At 58.2% G+C, this 18982-nt stretch carries 12 protein-coding genes and 5 pseudogenes; 2 read left to right on the forward strand and 15 right to left on the reverse strand.

The window, feature by feature from the left end; all coding sequences use genetic code 11:
• Window positions 1-22: 22 nt before the first annotated feature.
• A pseudogene (locus LRP30_RS30280) lies at window positions 23-454 on the forward strand (sigma-54-dependent Fis family transcriptional regulator); the annotation flags it as partial.
• A gap of 932 nt (window positions 455-1386) precedes the next feature.
• On the opposite strand, the pseudogene eutB reads toward LRP30_RS30280, so the two are convergent.
• The 12 genes and pseudogenes from eutB to LRP30_RS30340 all read right to left on the reverse strand — a co-directional run.
• Window positions 1387-1562 (reverse strand): annotated as a pseudogene (gene eutB, locus LRP30_RS45285) (ethanolamine ammonia-lyase subunit EutB); the annotation flags it as partial.
• A gap of 9 nt (window positions 1563-1571) precedes the next feature.
• On the reverse strand, window positions 1572-2360 hold the full coding sequence (hisN, locus tag LRP30_RS30290; RefSeq protein WP_249761860.1) for a histidinol-phosphatase: 789 nt from the start codon (window positions 2358-2360) through the stop codon (window positions 1572-1574).
• Window positions 2360-3121, reverse strand: a pseudogene (locus LRP30_RS45290) (choline/ethanolamine kinase--aminoglycoside phosphotransferase). The gene hisN and the pseudogene LRP30_RS45290 overlap by 1 nt, the downstream one beginning before the upstream one ends.
• A 507-nt stretch (window positions 3122-3628) precedes the next feature.
• A complete protein-coding gene (locus tag LRP30_RS30300; protein ID WP_249757133.1) occupies window positions 3629-3859 on the reverse strand; it encodes a hypothetical protein in 231 nt (76 codons plus the stop codon).
• Window positions 3860-5265: 1406 nt separating this feature from the next.
• Complete coding sequence (locus tag LRP30_RS30305; RefSeq protein WP_249757134.1) at window positions 5266-6039, reverse strand: hypothetical protein; 774 nt, start codon at window positions 6037-6039, stop codon at window positions 5266-5268.
• 501 nt (window positions 6040-6540) lie between these two features.
• The gene (locus LRP30_RS30310) at window positions 6541-6834 is read right to left on the reverse strand and encodes a hypothetical protein (protein ID WP_249757135.1); all 294 of its coding nucleotides are present in this window, start codon (window positions 6832-6834) and stop codon (window positions 6541-6543) included.
• Between the two features lie 193 nt (window positions 6835-7027).
• On the reverse strand, window positions 7028-8347 hold the full coding sequence (locus tag LRP30_RS30315; RefSeq protein WP_249757136.1) for a glutamine synthetase: 1320 nt from the start codon (window positions 8345-8347) through the stop codon (window positions 7028-7030).
• A gap of 17 nt (window positions 8348-8364) precedes the next feature.
• Window positions 8365-9645, reverse strand: a complete 1281-nt coding sequence (locus tag LRP30_RS30320) for an ATP-grasp domain-containing protein (RefSeq protein WP_249757137.1) — start codon at window positions 9643-9645, stop codon at window positions 8365-8367.
• A complete protein-coding gene (locus tag LRP30_RS30325) occupies window positions 9642-10511 on the reverse strand; it encodes a DMT family transporter (RefSeq protein ID WP_249757138.1) in 870 nt (289 codons plus the stop codon). The genes LRP30_RS30320 and LRP30_RS30325 overlap by 4 nt, the downstream gene beginning before the upstream one ends.
• 150 nt (window positions 10512-10661) lie before the next feature.
• Entirely contained in the window at window positions 10662-11480 is an 819-nt protein-coding gene (locus LRP30_RS30330) for a gamma-glutamyl-gamma-aminobutyrate hydrolase family protein (RefSeq protein WP_249757139.1), read from the reverse strand.
• Window positions 11477-12535: a dhydrorhizobitoxine desaturase gene (rtxC, locus tag LRP30_RS30335; RefSeq protein WP_249757140.1), complete on the reverse strand. Its 1059-nt coding sequence runs from the start codon at window positions 12533-12535 to the stop codon at window positions 11477-11479. Before rtxC ends, LRP30_RS30330 begins: the two co-directional genes overlap by 4 nt.
• A 31-nt stretch (window positions 12536-12566) precedes the next feature.
• Complete coding sequence (locus LRP30_RS30340; RefSeq protein WP_249757141.1) at window positions 12567-14978, reverse strand: 2-aminoethylphosphonate--pyruvate transaminase; 2412 nt, start codon at window positions 14976-14978, stop codon at window positions 12567-12569.
• A gap of 1273 nt (window positions 14979-16251) precedes the next feature.
• Here LRP30_RS30340 and LRP30_RS30345 point away from each other — a divergent pair.
• Window positions 16252-16488, forward strand: coding sequence for a hypothetical protein (locus LRP30_RS30345; protein ID WP_249757142.1), 237 nt, complete (start codon window positions 16252-16254; stop codon window positions 16486-16488).
• Window positions 16489-17275: 787 nt separating this feature from the next.
• Here LRP30_RS30345 and cysC read toward each other — a convergent pair.
• From cysC to cysD, 3 genes and pseudogenes are all read right to left on the reverse strand, one after another.
• Window positions 17276-17761 (reverse strand): annotated as a pseudogene (gene cysC / locus LRP30_RS30350) (adenylyl-sulfate kinase); the annotation flags it as partial.
• A pseudogene (locus LRP30_RS30355) lies at window positions 17754-17936 on the reverse strand (GTP-binding protein); the annotation flags it as partial. The pseudogenes cysC and LRP30_RS30355, both read right to left, overlap by 8 nt.
• Window positions 17936-18835 (reverse strand): sulfate adenylyltransferase subunit CysD, encoded by a 900-nt coding sequence (gene cysD / locus LRP30_RS30360; RefSeq protein ID WP_249757143.1) that lies wholly within the window; start codon window positions 18833-18835, stop codon window positions 17936-17938. The pseudogene LRP30_RS30355 and the gene cysD, both read right to left, overlap by 1 nt.
• Window positions 18836-18982: the final 147 nt, after the last annotated feature.

The raw sequence follows: 18982 nt of genomic DNA on the forward strand, positions 1-18982 counted from the left end.
AACAGACGTATAGGATAATAGCATGCGGCTTCTTATTGTCGGCACCTTGAAGGGCCAGCTCACGACAGCCACCAAAATCGCCATCGACAACGGCGCGACCGTTACCCAGACCGAGGATCATGAACTGGCGATGCGGGCTTTGCGCGGCGGCAAGGGCGCCGACCTGCTCTTGGTCGACGTCGGGCTCGACATCCGCGACCTCGTAATGCGGCTGGAAGCCGAGCACATTTACGTGCCGATCGTCGCCTGCGGCATCACCAACGACGCCCGCGCCGCGGCCGCGGCGATCCGTGCCGGCGCCAAGGAATATATCCCGCTGCCGCCGGAACCGGAACTGATCGCAGAGATTTTCGTAACGGTGGCCGACGAGGCCCGCGACTTTGTCTACCGGCACGACGAGATGGCGCGGGGGATCATGCTAGCCCAGCAGATCGCCGCCTCCAGTGATGCGAGTGAAACTATCCTATCCTAATGCTTCCGGGCCTTCATGCGATGGAAGGCACCGGTGACGCCATGACCATGGTCGGATTACCGCACCGTTGGTACCCGGAGGATAGCGCCGGTCGCAATGTGTTTCACATCGTGCTGTCCGCGGGCGGAGCTTGACCGGATACGTACGTCCAAACAGCGCCGATGCCTGTGGATACGGCTTTCTCCGTCGCAAGCGGCTATGGCTCGCTCGATATCGTCGGCAATCAGGGAATCCCGGAACCGACGCCAATCGCCAATTGGCGAAGAGCATCCTGGTCAGCGCTGAACTACGCCAACCTCGTCGTTGGTCGGTGGCGGCTACGCCTCATCCGGTCGCGCTGAGCCGCATCGATGCGCCTCGCGTCCTGCGAGGCCCCGCGGCTCGGCTAGAGCGTCGCGGATCACGTCTTCGGCTTCGTCCTCTGGGCATGATAGCCTGTAACTTGCGACGTAGGCCGCAGGATCACCGCTTCAGCAGTTTGGGGTTTTCCTTGTAGAACTTGATGAGCTGGATCAGGTTTTCGATTCCGAAGTCGGTAAACGCCTTGACGCCGACGCCATGGACCCAGATGACGCCGTTTCCGGCGGTCGGGAAAACGCCAGCTCCCGGGGCAGCATAGCGATTACCCCACGGCTACGCCCGCGTATTCAGATATTTACTGGCGACGCCCCTAAAGACTAAGGGGCGGGTGTCCCGCATGTACAGCAGACGCAGCCTTTCCTCTCCTAAGGGGGCCATTTCCGGAAGACACAGACACGCGCGTGAACTTCCTGAATGAGGTCGTAAGCCGCCGTTACTTGCGCTGCGCCAATCCATCGCTGGGCCCAGATCGATCAGGCCACAGCGCGGAATCGGTGTTTTTGGTGACGATGCGGTGATCGGCAGCCATATCGCACCATGGAGGGTAATCGGCGGAAGGCCTTGACCGGCAGATCGGCGAGTGCCATCTGGCCGCAAGCCGCTCGACCGGACCGTAAGCGGCGATGCCGGCGAGCTGATCACCCGACCGCTCGGGCGTCGCCTTGGCCATCAGATCCCTGAGGTCAGCAAAGCCGAAGACCGTCCCTCCGATAGTCGTTCTGTAGGGCATGATCGGTGGTTATCCCCGGATCAAGGCGAGCGCTTCGGCATGAAGCCGCGACGTTGCGGTTGCCAAGATGCGCCCTTCCGAGTGAATCGAGAGCGGGCATCCCTCCCAATCGGTGATGCAGCCGCCGGCGCCCTGCACGATCGGCACCAGTGCCATGTAGTCATATGGCTGAAGCCCCGTTTCGAGAACGATGTCGCAGTGTCCCGACGCAAGCAGGCCATAGATGTAGCAATCGCCGCCGAAACGGCGCATCCGCGCAGCTCGCGACAGCCGCTCGAATGGCTCCATCTCGCCTTTGCGGAACATGTCAGGCGATGTGGTGTAGAAGCGCGCATCGGCGACGCTCTCGCATGCGCTGGTCCGTGCCAATCCATCGCCGAACCGCGCTTCGCCGGGCTTCGCCATCCACCGCTCGCCCGTAAAGGGGACGTCGATCAGGCCGTAGAATGGTTGCTGCTGATAGGTCAACGCGATCAGCGTGCCGAACAAGGGAAAGCCGCTGATGAAGCTCTTGGTGCCGTCGATCGGGTCGACGACCCAGGTGAAAGCGCCACCTGGCTTGTTTCCGATCTCCTCGCCGATGATGCCATGCTCCGGAAAGCGCGCCTCGATCCTTTCCCTGAGACGCAGCTCGACGGCTCGATCGGCAATCGTCACCGGGCTGGCATCGGATTTGGCGGCGACATCCAGCGGAGTGCGGAAATAAGACAGCACGATGGGCCTGACCGAATCTGCGAGTTCAGCGGCGAATGACAGATAGACGTCGGCATCGTCTGCCGTGTCGGCATGCTGGGCCATTACAGCGCCTTCAGAAACAGCGGCCATCGCGGATCGCGGATGATGGAGCGCGCCCCGCATGTGTTTCCAGATGCCGTATTTGTAGAAATCGAAATCCAGCGTCGAGATCCGGTTCTGCACCATCGCCCAGGTGCTCCACTTGATGTCGGCCAGTGCCTTGTGAACGATGGAGCGCGCGTGCCGGCGCTTGAGGCGGCCGGGCATGGGATCGTTGAAGCAGGGAACGAGATCGAGCCCGGCCGCCTCGAGCGCTGCACGTGCCTGCTGATACTGGCGGTAGAGCCAGGCATGTCCTCGGGCCAGAAACCGCCGAGTTGCCTCACCTGCTCGTAGTGCTCCTCGATCATGTCGAACACGGTCTTGGTCAGCGGCAGCGGCGGAGCCTCGTGAAAGCGGCCATTGATCTGCACCACATTGGCGCGGAATGCCGGATCGACGAAATCGCGATGGGTCGACGGCCGCCGGTCATCAAGAAATTCGGAGACCTCGATGTTCAGATGGTCGAGGAAGTCGAAGGTTGGCCCGGCATCGTCGGCCTGTCTGCTCGCGGCCCGCGCCGCGCCCCGATCGATCTCGGTGCCGCGCCCCGGAATCTTCACAAAATATCCGACGGGATCGTGCGCGACCGTGACGCGGAAATTGGTGTTGCCGCCGGACACCGGCTGATAAGACAAGCGGCGCCCCTTCCAGACCTGGACCTGCACGATTGCGGCCTCGACAAACCGCTCCGTATCCGACCTGCGGCTACCGACTTCAATCATGCTTTTGTCTCGCTTCGCCCTAGAGAGATCGCAGCCGCTGCTCGAACCCCGGATGTCCGAGCAGCATTCGGCAGCGCAAAAAGCCATTCCGCGTATTTGGTCGCCTGCGCGGCATCAATGACCGGCAAGCTCCTGGTCGAGCGTTCGGCGCGCTGCTCGAGGGCCCCTTTCGGGATTGCCGAGCGCTTTCGGTGAAGGTGCCGATGGTAGCCATTGTCTCATTCCCTTTGTCTGCTCGGGCCGCGCCGATCACGTCCTCGATGGCGGTCGTGAGACCGGAGACGGTCGCGTCAATGCGGGATTCGCGTCCCGCGGCTCCCCCAATACTTCCAGTCCCGCTCATCAACGGTTACGAAGAGATCGTCCGCTGGGAAGAAGCAAAAGAACACCGCTTGGCACGAGATCTCTTCATTTGCGCCTGCGGTTGCGGCCCAGCCACGGCGTCCCGGTCCGGAACGCGCCAATATTGGCTCAAGCAATCCGCTTAGGCGGCTCCAGGCTCCCGCCCTAAACGTCCTGCGTCTGCGCCCAGGATTTCAAGAGTCGTTTCGCGACAGCGGTGGGATCATCGTCGTTGCCAAGGGCGGCCTGATACGCAACGCCACTATCTTTGAACTTGTTAAGCAGTACGTATCCATCCTCGACCTTGTATTGTCCTTCCGCTATCTCGCCGGTATCGCCCTTGGCGCCCGACGGGGACCGAACGATAACACTAAGGCTGCGATAGTCATGCGGCATTTGGACACCCTAGATATGTGATTTGTCTATTAACGCCTTGCCGATCAACGTCGCGCGCGAGGCGCCATACGTGTTCGTCAAACGCTACGACATTGCCCCTCCACCTGATCGAGCATGACCGGTGAAGGAAACTGCCGAGCCATCTTTCGGTCAGCGCCTGATTAACCCCGTCCCCTGACCAAAAGCTGACGGCCGCGATCAATTCCTCGAATTCGGGAACTTGCGGGGCGCGATGCACCCCAGTCAACTTAGAACAGCGATGCTACAAGCCTCAAACTTGTCAGAGTTTTCCAGCCGCGCAGGCAGCCTTCGTCTTTGTCAAGGTCTTCACCAATCGTGGCGCCTTGATGAACCTTGCCGCCATCAGGCCACGTCAGCAACTGCGGGTTCAAGGCTCAAGGGCTGACCAGCAAAAACAAAGGCAACTTCGTCATCTTCGATTCGCTTTGACGATCTCAGCGTCGGAGGTTGATTGGGTAGTCGGCCCCTTCCACTTCGTTCGGCCGTGAATACGCCAACCCCATTACATTCTTGGAGCACACTGTATCGGCGCTGCATCGAATTGGCGCCGAACATGAGGCTTGCCTTGTGGCCGCCAACCCGTGCCCCTTCCACCCACCGTGCAGAAAGACAGCGGATGACAATCGCTTTGCGCTGATTATCGCTGTGATTGCAATGCTAAGGTGCGCTTGGTATTTGCCCAGGATCGATATGGTCAGTGTATTCGCAATACTGTCATGTTAGGCATTTTCCTCGGAGTCGCCGCTGGCAATGCGACTTGGGATTTTGTGAATAGCTATGTTTCGCCGCATGCAAACGCTCACCGCATCATTCGATACTGGCCCTTGGTTCGAGCGGGCCTTGATCAAATGTGCTCATCGCGAGATGGTCCGCCCTCACAACGCGGACTGGCGCGCCGGAGACTGCTAATCTGGCAATCGCGTTCCACCCAACGGCCAAGGCGAAGGAATGACAGTCAATCATATCGTGTTTAGGAACCGCTCTAGACGATGCAAGGAAGAGGACGAGCGCCTGCTCAAACTTACGTCAAACAACGAAATACCGAAGCGCATTTCTATCCTACTGGAGAGAAGCGAACTCGCTGTCGTTCAGCGGATGAGGAAATTGCGCGTGTGGCATCCAAACTCCGGACCTCCTGAGAGGCCGGACAAGCGATAAGCGAAAAGGCGCCGAGCGCGATCACCACCGTGCCGGAGGAGGCGCCGACCCCGGAGCACATCGCCGTAAAGCCGGGACAGAAACTCCGCTTCCGGCCCCGCCCACGTACCAGAGCCCCGCCTATGACCGATAAGCCAAAGAGAGAAATAACGCACGAACGGGCCGCGCTGCGCGGCGATGAACGCGCCAAGGCCTGCCCGTTCTGCGGCGAGATGCCCGAGGTCGAGCTAGGCCTGACGGCAAGGATCGCCTGCATCGAGGTCGACTGCCTTAATCCTATCGTTCATTCGCCGACGCTCGCAGACGCGCTGGCCTTCTGGAACATGCGCCGAACGTCCGGACCGGCGGCAAGCTTGACCGGCGAGCACGCCTCGAGGAGAGCGACCTCCTCGAGAGCTAAGATTGGCAGATGGCTCTCGATTGTCGCGGGCCATAATCTCCGCCACGCAGAAACCCGGGATGATCATCCCATGACCAAAGCCCTCGTTGAATTCATTGGCGGCCCCGCACATGGAGCCAGGATGACGCGTCCGCGCGTTGCGACAGTACACGTTCCTACTCCGAGTCTCGGCAGGTTCGCCTACACGATCCGACGTTGCCGCGACGATGACGGCAATCTCGTCGAAATCCTGGCGCCTGCCGGTCGCGAAGTCGATCCCGCCTTTCTTGCCAAGCGAGGTCTCCGGAATTGATGGCGGAGGAACCAAGATCTCCCATATGCTGGTCGCCAGGGACTTTATGGAGAATGTAGCGATGACGAAGGAACCTGACGACGTCCGCGTGTCGAGTAGATCGAAATCGACGAGTCGACTGCGATCATAGTTGGGCAGATCGATGACGAGATCACCGTCACCATTGCGAGCGTTGTCGGCGTTCATTTCCGGGTAACGGCGGATCAGGCGCTCAAACTCTCTCGCGCCTTGGCTGTGGCCGCGGAGAATGCGGCTAAATTCCTGGCATCCATCGAGACGTAACGGCGGAGAGGACACCAAGAGATGCAAGCGGATTTTTCCACCCGGAGTCGAGCGATTCGCCCGTCGGACACCGGCACAAAGAGGGGCTTGGGCGCGAGAGGCGAAGCTCCAGCAAAACGGCCTGTTCACTCTTGCGCGTCAAATCGCGCACCGGCGACAGCACTTCCGATCCTGAGTCTTCGGTGTCGGTGATTTGTTCGATAACAGCGTCGGTCACATTGAGGAGCGCGTCGAGCCGCTTCCCTGTCCTCGTTTCGCTGTCTGTGAAGTACGCGTCTATTAGGGGACCCAAGTCACCGTGCTCCTTCAGGCCACGATAGGCAGCGCTGGCGGCTTTTAGTTTTATTCGCGCGGCGTCATCTACACATGCATCCGAGATGATTCAAACACACGTTTTTCGATGCGCTTGTCTTCGACCTCGTGATTCTTTTGGCGGACCACCCAACGATCCGCTCGCGCTCGGGGAAGCATGGATCGAGTAAGCGCCAATTGCAGCCGTCATCAGAAGGAGCAATCCGAAATCGACCATCAGCCCAGCGGCGATTTTCTTGTTTGCAAGCACTTGCTGTCGCTTTCTAAAGATTTCAATTTGGCGAGCTTGAGGTCTTGCTCAATCAGGTTGAGGCCGGTTTCCAGCTTAGCCCTGGCTGAAGCGTCGCAATCTTTTTGTATGGTCGCTCGTATCTGGCGATGGTTCTGCTCCAGCGTGGCGATGGCGTGATCAATCGTGAGTTTGGCATTCGCTTGAACGGTTTCAAGCCGTTGATCTGCACGTCGACCGGGATGGCGTGCCATCGGTAACGCCACTATCAGCGTGTCCACACCTACTGCATCCAAAGTTCCGCGCGTGCAATTATGCGAATGGATCCCGATATGAATCAAAACGCTTAACGAGTGACCCACATTTGCCCTGTATTGAAGTCTAACATCGACGGCACAGACAGTCGCACCAGCCCTCCGGCGCCATTCACATGATGACGACAGGACTGAGATGAAAACTGTCGAAGAGCTCAAGCTAAATGATCTCGAAGTATCTCCGACGTTCAAAGTCGGTAACCCGATGTTGAACGGCTTCCCATTCCCAACGGCGGGAGCAAGAAAAGGCTTCAACAAACCTTTCTCCGAAAACATCATTGGCCGCTGGAGACTGTGCAAACCGAGATGTTGCCTCTGATAGGCTTTGAGGCAATCTCGCAGACGGACGACACATCTCGACGCCTGCATCACCGACGATCGAAGCCGGTAGTGCCACATCTGTTTCGACGCCCAGTATTCCGGAACCAATGGCACATGCGAGCGCGAGATATGGGTTCACGTCTGCGCCACCCAGCCTATACTCCAAGCGATGGGCAGACGAATCTCCCGGAATCGCCCGAACCGCGCAGGAGCGGTTGTCAACTCCCCAGCTTGGACAGATCGGTGCCCAGCAGCCAGGTACCAATCTCTTGTAGCTATTGAAGTTCGGCGCAGCGAGCACACAGAACTCATTCATGTATTCTAGTTGTCCGGCGATGAATTGCCTCATAAGCTTCGAAACGTTACCGAACGCATCGCTGTCGTAAAAGGCGTTCTGACCATCCGAGGACATCGAGATATGAATATGGCCGGATTGGCCGGGCCATTTCTCGGAAACCTTGGCCATGAATGTAGCCATCATGCCTCGCGTTTGCGCCCACGCTTTTATCATCGACTTGAATATGGTTGCTCGATCGGCAGCTTCCAGCGCATCACAATGACGAAGTGACGCTTCGACCACGCCAGGCCCCGTTTCAAAGTGCAGTCCGCTGAGAGGTATTCTCGCCTTCTCACAAAGCGCCAAGATCTCATCGAACAGCTCATGTTGCGCGACAGAGCGCGCAATCGAGTAGCCGAACGGGCCCCGTGTTAAAGGAGCCCATTCGCCGAACGGCTTGTCTTCAATTGTGTCGGCGTTCTCCTTGAACAGCATAAATTCAAACTCGAACCCGGCAGCGCAGCCGTATCCATGATCAGCGGCCCTTCTCAGGACCTTACGCAGAATACCTCGCGGGCAGATGTTCTCATGTGCGCCCATGAACTCGGCCAGGTAGAGATATTGATCGCCGACATAAGACACCGAACGGCCGGTGCCTGACAGGATACGCACATCAGCATCTCCGAATGCTGATAGCGGTTTTTGCGTGAAACTGGCCGGAATGACCCGGTCCGAGCAATCCCACGCCAGCACCGCTTCAGAGAACTTGATAACTTTATCTCCATCCGAGAGATCTTCACCTAAGACGTGTTTGCCTCGCAGGACGCCATCGAAGTCGCTTACGCCGATCATCGCCGCGCGGGCTGGATTCGTCTCGGTCAACCTGGCACCAGTTGGCATTAGTCGCGATCCACTAAATCGAACACCTGATCCATCCGCATTGCGCGCAACTTGCGATAGTCATCCTCAAGCTGTGTCGAGTCGCTATTCACGAGATAAACGATGCCTGGTGTCGACGCCAAGTCGATCGTCGGAACCAGCTCTTGACCAATCGGAACGAATGCAATGGCATCCGCGAAGCTCGGAAGCTTGCGGATTGTCTCGAGTCCCGGGTAACCGGCAACGACACCGCCTATATCGGAGATCAGCGAGACGCATAGTGCGTGAGCCTGCCGCTTGTAGGGCCCGCGCAGCCTCATGTACTCACCAAAGCCCTTGGGATCTGCGTAGCGCCAGGCCGTCAGCGTCATATGGTTGTGCCCCAACGCCATAGTTCGTGCTTTTGCCGACATGGTCCCTTGAAGTCTCGCTCCGAAGTCCACCAGAACCGGCCCCCGATGATCGACAATGATCTCAGCATGAGCCGGTCCGTCGACGATCTGAAGCGCCTGCAACGCACGCACCAAGTAGTCAGACAGCTCCTGAACGATTGGTTCGCTGCCGCCCAACAACCTCTCAAGTGAGCAGACCGATGATGCCCCCTCAACAGGAACGGTGTCATAGGTCCAGGCCTCCGTAACGAAGGCTTCCCCGTCGATCGAGACGGCATTTACGGTGTATTGCTGGCCGTTTATTTTCTCCTGCCCAAGGGCAAAATGATTCAACGCTCCGACACGGTTCGTCTTCCCGACAATTGCGCTTAGAGCCCGCTGAATATCAGCATCTGTCGAGCAAAAGAATACATCCTCGGTACCCGTACTGTTCAGAGGCTTGATCACGATCTGATCGAACTTCGCGTCACGCTTCCAGCTTGCGATCTCTACAGCACTGTCGGACACGACTTGTCTGATCGATCGCACGCCTGCAGAGGTCAGCGCGCAAGACAATCGCGCTTTGTCACGCCGAGCAGCCGATAGCGCGGTCCCATTTGAAGGTAAGCCCAGCCGCTCCGACAAAGAATCGGCGAGCTCAACTCCGGTCTCGCAGCCCGCGATAACGAACTCCAATTCCCTGCCATGGAGAGCCTGAAGATGATATTCAACGATCTCGTCATACCCCATGCGCTCGCTGGGGCGAATGACTTCATCATACAGATCCGCGTTGAAATGCGATTGGAATATGGGTGGAATCTGTGCAGCCGACATCACATGCACCGTTCCAATTCCATAGCGCTTGAATTCTTCCGGTAGGTAGCGGCCGGTTGAGTATGCGTCTACGATTACACAATTCCGTTCTTTCATGCGGATCTCCGATACTGCAAGTAGATGTTGCTGACAGCGACAGCCGTAATGAGAACATTTCCAACGAACGTATGTGACGAAGGCACGATGCGAGAATCGAAGTACTGGAACAGGAAGGTGATGATAGGGGCGGTGGACAGGACCATGTTGACAGTGAAGGGCTCTACGCGGCGAATGCCCTGCTGGATCAAGAGCAAAGGAACAAGGATCGTCGACAGCCCAATCGTTGCGATCGCAAACCAATGCTGCGAGATCTCGGGCACGATAGATGAATGGTCGACCAGGCCCAGCAGCAAGAGAATCGTTCCATAGAAGCGATGCGCCAGCACTTGTCGGCCAGAAAACCCACGGTCGAACAGCAGTTTGACCAGTATATTTGTGAGGGCCAGCGATAGGCCGGCCACGATCGCCAAGATGATGCCAAAGGACGATCGAGCCCCCCATTCCACGCCCGCGTTGCCGCTGGCCGAGATCCAAATCATGTAACTCCCGATCGTCGCGATCGTAACGCTCACGACGATATCGGATGCTGGAGGGGTGCCCTGGCGCCTGACCAGTGCGTTTAACCACACTGTTGCGGTGGGCCCCAACGCCACCATGAAGGCGACGACGATCGCAGGTTCAGCGTATTTCAGTCCGATAAATAGGCCGATCCAGCTGATCGCTGTCACAACATTGAGCGCGACGAAGACCAGGAGCGACCATTTCGCCACCCTTGCCTCGCCTTCCTCGTGGCGAGCCAGGAGATTGAACGTCAGACAAACCACAGCGAAGGATAGCAGAAGCGCGACGAACACATCTGCTTGCTGAAAATACGATGCCGCATAAACCTCGCCTGCCGCGCTCACGACGACATAAAGCGCCACAAAGAACACTCCTAGTGCGAAGCGATTCGTCAATCGCTGCCCGCGCGGCGGCGCACGGCCCGCGGAGGACCAGGCGCGTGCATCGGCTCCGAGGGACTCTGCTTTCGACCTGCACGGACCACGTTTGGTTTGAAATGTCACAATCCGCCTCTAGTGCTTCTTAGCTCTGCAGTACCCAACACACGCCTCACCAAATGTCTTGAACAGTTGCTTGCTGAGGAGATCGGTTGAGACGTGCCATTCGGGGTGCCATTGCACGCCGATTTGCAGTGTCGGCGCGCCAATGACCGAAGCCGCCTCGACCAGGCCGTCAGGCGCCCACGCCTCCCGCCTCAGCGCCGGGGCAAGCGCCTCGATGCCTTGATTGTGCAGCGAGTTGACTTGCGCTTCGATCGTCCGCGCGATTGGGAAGAGCGCGCCATCGGAACATATCCTGACGCTGTGCGCGGCGTCATACTGACGGTCTCTTGGACGATCTGGCTTCTCGGCATGCATCGCGCCACTTTCCGGCCTCCACTCCGCAAGCGATGGGCGGAGTGTACCGCCGAAATAGACGTTGAGTTCCTGAAGCCCACGGCAGATGCCCAGAATGGGCAGTCCGAGCGCGATGGCGGTCTCTATGGTTACGGCAGAGAGCCTGTCCCGCGGACGGTCAAGGATCCCAACCTCAACGTCCTGCCCATCAGCCTCCGTCAAGGACGCAGGCGCTCTCAGGATGGCGGGGTCGATGTTCGATTCATCACCAGTCAACACCAGGCCGTCGAGCCGGCCTATGATCGCCGGGGCGACCTCCTCCCTCGCATCTTCCCCGTCGACCGTCGGCAATATGACGCACGCAACTCCCGCATGACGATGGAGTGCCTGCACGTACTTGCGCCGCAACCAGTCGCGATGCACGCCATCCACCAAAAGACGGTTCGAAGTGACGCCGACCACGGCTCGGGCGCGCTCTGGCTGTAGCAACGTCACGCCACCTGCCCTCGCGTGCGAACCTCGGCAACGGACTGCTCATACAACCGTCGATTTCGCTCTTTCAACTGAGTTATGACGCTAGGTTGACCTTGGGGTCCCTTGACAAAGAGCCCGCCCCAGGTCTCGGCAACCTTCGCGTAGTTCGGATCCTGCATTCGGATTTTCTGAGCTTTGCGCAACAGCCAAAACGGGATACCCGGCGAAAGGTGATGCTCGAGGTGGTACTCATCCAGATTCTGTCCGAGGATGGCCCGCTCAAGGAAACTTCCTTTCCGATTCCTGGTGAGATAGACGTTCTGCGTCTCGGTTTCGCACATAGGTGAGTGCTCGGCGAGCTCGATAAACCAGCCGAGGACCTGAAACGTGGTGAGATAGGGCACGATCCAAAATAGGACGACGATATGGAGCACCCCAAGAGCATATGACCCCGCCAGGATGCTGATCCAGAAGAGATAGAAGCCATACTTGTCGATAAGTATGCCTGAGCGGCTCTGATCCTCGGCATCTGTGATCGAAAACCGATTGGTCCAAAGATACTTCAGATACGCCACTGTCGCGCCGCCGAAGATCGGCTTCCAGATCATATTGAAAGCGTACCGCTCCGGAGGCTGCACGTCGTAAACGCCGCTGGCCAGGAAAAACTTCAGGTCGGGATCCTTGTCCGGGTCCCCGAGATAGGGATGATGCAAATAGACGTGCGAGATCCGGTAGGCCCAGTGGCGCTGGAACAGGGGATAGGAAGCGAACAGAATGCCGAGGACGTAATTCCAGCTCGTGTTCTTCGCGAGCGTCCGATGAGCCGCATCATGGGCGATGGTTGTCAATCCGCGCTGATAGGCACCAATCAGAAGAACGGCGAGCGGGTAGAGCCACCATGAGATGGACACGGTCGCGAGCGTGCACGCTGCGATGACAGCGTAATCTTTGGCAATATAGGCGGCTCCCGTGATGTTGTCGGGCCTTAGCTCGGAAAGCTGCTTATTAATCTCCCGGCTGAATTGAACGGCCTCATAGCGTGATGACCTCAGTTTCCAAGCGTCTGCCTGATTCATGAGAACCTCTTCCTGATCGCCTTACTGGTTGTCAGATTGCGGAAAGCGCCTTGTCCAGATCGCGTACGATGTCGCTGACATCTTCGATGCCGACGCAAAGTCGGATCGAGCCGCCAAATATGCCGGCGGCTTCACGCTTTTCTCGCGGGACGGTGGTGTGGGTCGTCGAGACAGGATGAGTCACGAGCGTGCGGGCGTCGCCTACATTCGAAACGTGATACATCAAGTCGACGTTCTGGATGAACTTGCGCCCAGCCTGCTCGTCCTCCACTTCGAACATGACCATCGCCCCATGTCCGTATGCGGTATTGAGTGTCTGTTCGACGGTTTCCCGATCGGCGCCTTCAAAGAGCCCCGGGTAGAAGACACGGCGCACTTTAGGATGCTCCTTGAGAACGTCGGCCACGGTCCTGGCATTCGCGCAGTGCTGCTTCATGCGAAGGGGCAGCGTTTCAAGCCCTTGGATCAGTTGAAAGCTCGCAAAGGGGGCGATGGCCGCGCCGGTATCGCGCAACCAGGTCATCCGAGCCTTGAGCAGAAACTCGCTCTTTCCAAGATCGTCGACATCGCGCACCGCGTTATGCCAGACGATTCCGCCATGCGCATCGTCGGGACGGTTGAACAAGGGAAAGCGAGAGGCTCCCCGGTAGCTAAACTCGCCGTTGTCAACGATCAGTCCGCCGAGCGTCGTGCCATGGCCGCATATATATTTCGTTGCCGAGTACGTCGTAATCGCAGCGCCGAGATCTGACGGCCGGCATACCAGTGGCGTCGTCGTATTGTCCACGACCAAAGGCACGCCGTACTTTCGGCCGATCTCCGCCAGCTGTTTGACGGGGAGCGGAATCAGACAGGGATTCGAAATCACCTCTCCGAACAGGCATATCGTGCGATCATCAATGGCACGTTCGAACGTCTCGGGCCTTCGAGGATCTGCCGTCCTCACACTGATCCCAAGACGCTTTAATGTGTTGTGGAGCAGGTTCCAGGTATTGCCATATAGATAGGGAGAGGCGACGACATTGTCCCCCACTTCGCCACTTGACAGGTTGACGATAGCCAGGAACGTCGCCGCTTGACCTGAGGCAACGGCGAGCGAGTCGCTTCCCATATCGACGGCGGCGTAGCGCTTTTCCAGCGCGCGGGTCGTCGGATTGATGATCCTCGTGTAGGTGAACCCATCGGCCTTGACGTTGTAGACGTCAGCAATGTGGTTTAGATCGCCATCGAGTTCATAAGCCGTATTCTGGTAAATCGGCACTGCGACGGCTTTCGTCACCGGGTCGCGTCGATAGCCCGCATGCAGAACAGCAGTCTCCGCGGAAAACGGCAGCTGCGGGTCCCCAGCCGCTCGAGCCGGCATCTTTACGCGAGCCGCGCATGCCTCTTGGCCCGACATTGGCCTTGCTGACCGAGCCTGAGCGGACCGGAAATATGTACGAAAAGCGCACCCCAACTGCTCGATCCAGCTGGATTGGATTTCCCCAATGCAACCGACGCGAAAACTCCGCGTCGGAAGATGCAGCTTCGCGTAGACGTAAAGGTTGTGGGCCGCCAAGTGGCGATACAGCCCATCGAATCCTGCCTGGTCCACGATTCCGGACGGCGCACTGAACGCGACGCAGACCGGCGACTGCAAGTCCGGGGACAGCAGCGGAGACACAACTCCTTCGAGTTCTTTGACGAGATCGTCCCTGACCTTCTCGTACCTAGAGCGCCTGGCATCGATGCCCTCCTCGTGCAGAATCTTCAAGGCCTTTGTCGTTGCCTGAACGATGTGGGTGGGAGGGGTCGATCGCCACTCACCCGTGCGCTCGAGCGAGAGCCATTGATCTCTCACGTCGAGCACAAACGATCTCGGTTCTTGAACCGCCTTCTCCAGCAGCTCGCGAGACGCGATGACAAACGCCACTCCCGGCGGCCCTTCTATGCACTTGTTGCTCGAGGTGACCAGGACGTCAGGTCCACGCTGGCTCAGATCGATATTAAGGGCGCCGAAAGAGCTCATCCCATCGATGATGGTCTTTACGCCACGTCGCCTCGCCTCCTCCACGATCGCGTCCAGCGGATTGACGATTCCGGTTGTCGTCTCACAATGCACGAAACATAGGTGCGTAACGCCAGGATTTCGGCTCAGATGCTCGCCAATTTCTTGGGGATCCAAAGGATCGGTCGCTCGCTTGACAAGCTTCAGTGCGTCGACGCCCCACAGCCGCAAAATTTGTAAAATGCGCTCGCCATAGATGCCATTTATGCAAACGAGCGGCCTGTGGGCTCGGGAGATAAATGAAGAGAGAGCGGCTTCCATTGCGAAGGAGCCGCCTCCCTGAATAGGCACCACCGAATAGTCGTCAGCATTTCCCAGCAAGTCGAGCATCAGCCGCCTCATGCAGGCGGTCACTTCCTTGAACTCGCAATCGCGCGATGCGAGATCAAGCTGCATCTGGCTCCTGACCGCCAGCGATAACGACAATGGACCAGGCGTCAGCAAAGAACGCTGTCTTGTCAAACCATTCCTCCTCAAGTTGTATTCGTGCATGGATCTGGAGTACGCCCACCCCACCAGGGAGCCCCTATGGCGAGCGTCGATTTCCTCGGCTCAACAGCTTCGGGGCAAACGCCATGGATCGCGGGCGCGTTTCGGGTCGCTGTCCGAAAACCCTGTCAGGTGACAACCTCCATATCTAATCCCAGATGCAGAACGATCTTTCACAAAGCTCCTCACTGATACCATTCAGACCTCCCAGAAATTGGCTTTGCCACCGCGCTCTCGAACGCAATTGGCGCTGACGCGCGCTCTCATCCGGCCATCACGCATGCGCGGGCTTGAGCGCGGTCGCCTTCTTGCGTCACGAAGCGGCAGGTCGGCCGACCGACTACGTGTGAACCTGCGCCATTCAGGCAAACTTGACGTTAGGAAAGCGATTCAGTCGGATCATCGCGCCCGGATGCAGATCAAGGCATGGCACACTTGATGATCGTCGTTGGCAGCGGGAGTCTGATGCGTGGGCTTGAGACTTGATGCATTCGCACTCGGTCGCGGGTTGGAGGGTTTGGGACGCTGATGACTGTCGTTGTCCATTTTGAGATCGTACAACTTGACGTTAGGGGCGTTTCAACCCTCTCGCGCGATTTTCTCGCGTGAATTTTTCATGACCTACTCCTATCTGGCGGCCGACAAGCCGACGTAGGCAGCAGAATGCGGAGATTCACAGCGAGATAGAATCATTTGAGAGTTCGACATCAGGACTGTCGGCATTCCGCCTGCGAGCTCGCTACCTGCAGGTAAGTGATGGCCCAATCTTCCCGTTCACGTACGATTGCTCGCCAACCCCAGATGGAGGTACCGAGCTTCTGCCCCAGCCTGCGAGATCCTCCTGGATGCTTGTGCCTGGAAACTGAACGCCCTCGTCGTACATGACTTCCGGTATCACGTCGTTGCGCATGAATGGAGCGGCCTTGGCAGGCTGTGGTCGAGTCCGGCTTGAAGGGAATTGAGCGACCTTGGATCGCTGGCCGTTAGCAACGATCAGTTCGACACTTTTCGGCGATTCGTCGTGAAGCAGAACATGTCGCTCTGCTTTGCTAGGAATACGTCGAGCGGACTCCAGATGAGTGGCACGTGTCCCTCTCTGAAAGCGATCGCTAGGCTGGCAGCATCTCTCGGTTCTGCGCGCCGCTTCTCGGCGAGAACGTCTCACGGATCAATCGTCGCCGTGGTGAGCGTGCCGTGGTTGACAGTTGGTCCAAAGCGTGAGCCCCAAGGTGAGCCGGAGGTCTATCGCGTCGCGGCACTCAATGAGCGCAAGTACCTCGGCCGTGAGGCGCTCTGGTTCGACGGATCGCATCTCCGAGCCGTTCTGCTCGCGTTGGCTCCTCTGCAGCGCCTATTCGTTGATGGCGAGCTCGCGTTCGACGCGGTCTACCGCGCGATCGAGCAGGTTGACGGTTGAGCAGAGCAGATCTCAAGAGATTGTCCTTGTCGCTTGCCATGGATGAGCTCCCTTGCCTTTTCGGCCGCGCCCATCGCCGGCTTTATGGCGATCAATGGCGGCAGGCGGAGCGGAGCAGAACCCGAAGCATGGCGGAGGCCCGTAGCGCAGCGCAGGATGGCTAAGGTTCGCGGCTGCTTTGTCTCGCGATGCGAAGGCGCGGCGCGTACGCGGGCCGCATCGGTCGACGAGCGGCGGGCCAGAAGGAAGCAAGCTTGCCGAAAGCTGGCACGGTCGCGACAGGAGGGAGTCGTGGCCGACTGCTAAGTTCGGATTGGTCAATATACTGAAGCAAGCGCCCGCTCGCTGGATGCGGCCAGCTCGGAAAACCGAGGCCCCACCCTCATACTGCGCGAGAGATCGAAGCCGGCCGAGACGCTGCCTGGCTCGGCTTTAATGGGAGCTCGGCGTGTCGCTGGCCGCACGCATAGCAAGAAGCGCTAAGCGAAACTCAACCTACAGGGAGTCGGACTTCCTCTCTGGCCTTTGTCATCGCGTCGTAGATTCTGATCTGGAGCATGGGACGGCGCCTCTTGAGCTCCTCCGCTCCCGCCCATGCTCCATCTCTGCTCGCGTACTCGGTCTTGAATTGACCATCCACTTCGAGCACGTAACCGGAAGCGGGCAGTCGAGGAGTGGGTGCGACCATTTTGTTCCTTTAGAGCGAAAAGTCCGATCGAAGGCCCGCCTGATCCGAATCGCCTTGGCCGGGCCAGCAGGATATTGCTGCGAAACGATGGTGCGTCATCTAACCATCAAGAATTGAGCGCGCCATCAAGACATCCACTACCGCTTCCGCTGAATGCTCTAGGGTCTGCTCCATGGTTCTGAGATGAATCTCCGGTGTTGTTGGTGCTTCGTAGCACGAATCGATCCCGGTGAAGTTCTTGATCTTGCCGGATTTCACCTTTGAATATAGGCCTTTTGGGTCTCGCCGCGCGCATTCCTCGATCGGCGTATCGACAAAGACTTCTATGAACTCTTCCTTGCCAACCAGGCCGCGCACCCTGTCCCGTTCGGCCCTAGAGGGCGAGATGAACGAGCAGATCACGATCAAGCCGCTGTCCGCCATCAACTTGGCAACTTCACCGATGCGCCGAATGTTCTCCACGCGGTCCGTCTCCGAAAAGCCGAGGTCCGCGTTTAATCCGTGCCGGAGGTTGTCGCCATCCAGCAGCATGGTATGCCGCGACATGCCACACAGCTTTTGATCAACCAGGTTGGCAACTACCGTGCTTGATGCTGTCGCGTTCCAGCACCGTGAGCTGATCGTGGTAGATCATCTTGCTGTCGTGCAGTAATCGGCCGATCAGCGTCGATTTGCCGTCGTCCACCGAGCCACACGTGATGAATCGCAGCTGATCCTTTGTCCTGGCCGGGACCGCTTCCGTTGTCGGCTTTACAAACATCAAAAGTAGCCTTCCCGCTTCTTCTTCTCCATTGAAGCGGCTTCATCGGTATCAATTAGGCGTCCCTGGCGCTCCGACACAGTCGCAGTCTGCATTTCCGCGACGATGTCTTCGATCGCCATCGCATCGGATTCAATAGCCCCGCTCAAAGGATAACATCCAAGCGTGCGAAAGCGGATCATCCGCATTTCCGGCGTCTCGTCGCAGTTAAGCGGCAATCGCTTGTCGTCGATCATGATCGTCGCACCATTTCGACGCACTGTCGGTCTTTGTTTTGCGAAGTAGAGCGGAACGACCGGAATCTTCTCGAGCATGATGTATTCCCACACATCGAGCTCGGTCCAGTTTGACATCGCAAACACGCGCATGGTTTCGCCCTGGCGGATTCGTGTGTTGAACAGGCTCCAAAGCTCCGGCCGCTGGTTACGGGGGTCCCATACCTGTCCGGCCGAACGGAAGGAGAGTATCCGTTCTTTTGCGCGGCTCTTTTCCTCATCGCGCCGGGCTCCGCCAAAGGCGGCATCAAATCCGTGGAGGTCGAGCGCCTGCTTCAGCGCGTCTGTCTTCATCACCTGGGTATGGAGCGCGGAGCCGGAATCGATCGGATTGATCCCGCGCGCGATGCCCTCCTTGTTGACATGGACGATCAGGTCGAGGCCGAGCCGCTTGGCTGTCGCGTCTCGGAAGCTGATCATCTCGCGGAACTTCCAGGTCGTGTCGACGTGAAGCAGGGGGAAAGGCAATTTTGCCGGATAGAACGCCTTGATCGCAATGTGCAGCATCACGCTTGAGTCTTTTCCGATCGAGTAAAGCATGACCGGCCTTTTGAACTCGGCGACCACATCACGCATGATTTCAATCGATTCAGCTTCGAGACGGCGCAGATGTTTCGGCAGCATATATCTTCTTTTCGATGCAGGATCTCTGTTCTTCGCCGTTCTATGGCTTCAGCCCAGAGTGGGGAATATCCGCGGCGGAAACGGCCGGCCAAGAGGCAGGCTCGTCCATGAGGTCAAGCCCCATTGGACAGCAGACTTGCAGACGCG

This window comes from Bradyrhizobium sp. C-145, assembly GCF_023375135.1.
In the GTDB taxonomy this organism is placed as follows: Bacteria; Pseudomonadota; Alphaproteobacteria; order Rhizobiales; family Xanthobacteraceae; genus Bradyrhizobium; species Bradyrhizobium zhanjiangense.

Excerpts from the sequence above, each read along its gene's own strand:
- LRP30_RS30340 (WP_249757141.1), bottom strand. The coding sequence starts at position 14,978 with ATGCAGCTTGATCTCGCATCGCGCGATTGCGAGTTCAAGGAAGTGACC.
- hisN (WP_249761860.1), bottom strand. The coding sequence starts at position 2,360 with ATGGCCCAGCATGCCGACACGGCAGACGATGCCGACGTCTATCTGTCA.
- cysD (WP_249757143.1), bottom strand. The coding sequence starts at position 18,835 with ATGCTGCCGAAACATCTGCGCCGTCTCGAAGCTGAATCGATTGAAATC.
- LRP30_RS30320 (WP_249757137.1), bottom strand. The coding sequence starts at position 9,645 with ATGAAAGAACGGAATTGTGTAATCGTAGACGCATACTCAACCGGCCGC.
- rtxC (WP_249757140.1), bottom strand. The coding sequence starts at position 12,535 with ATGAATCAGGCAGACGCTTGGAAACTGAGGTCATCACGCTATGAGGCC.
- LRP30_RS30300 (WP_249757133.1), bottom strand. The coding sequence starts at position 3,859 with ATGCCGCATGACTATCGCAGCCTTAGTGTTATCGTTCGGTCCCCGTCG.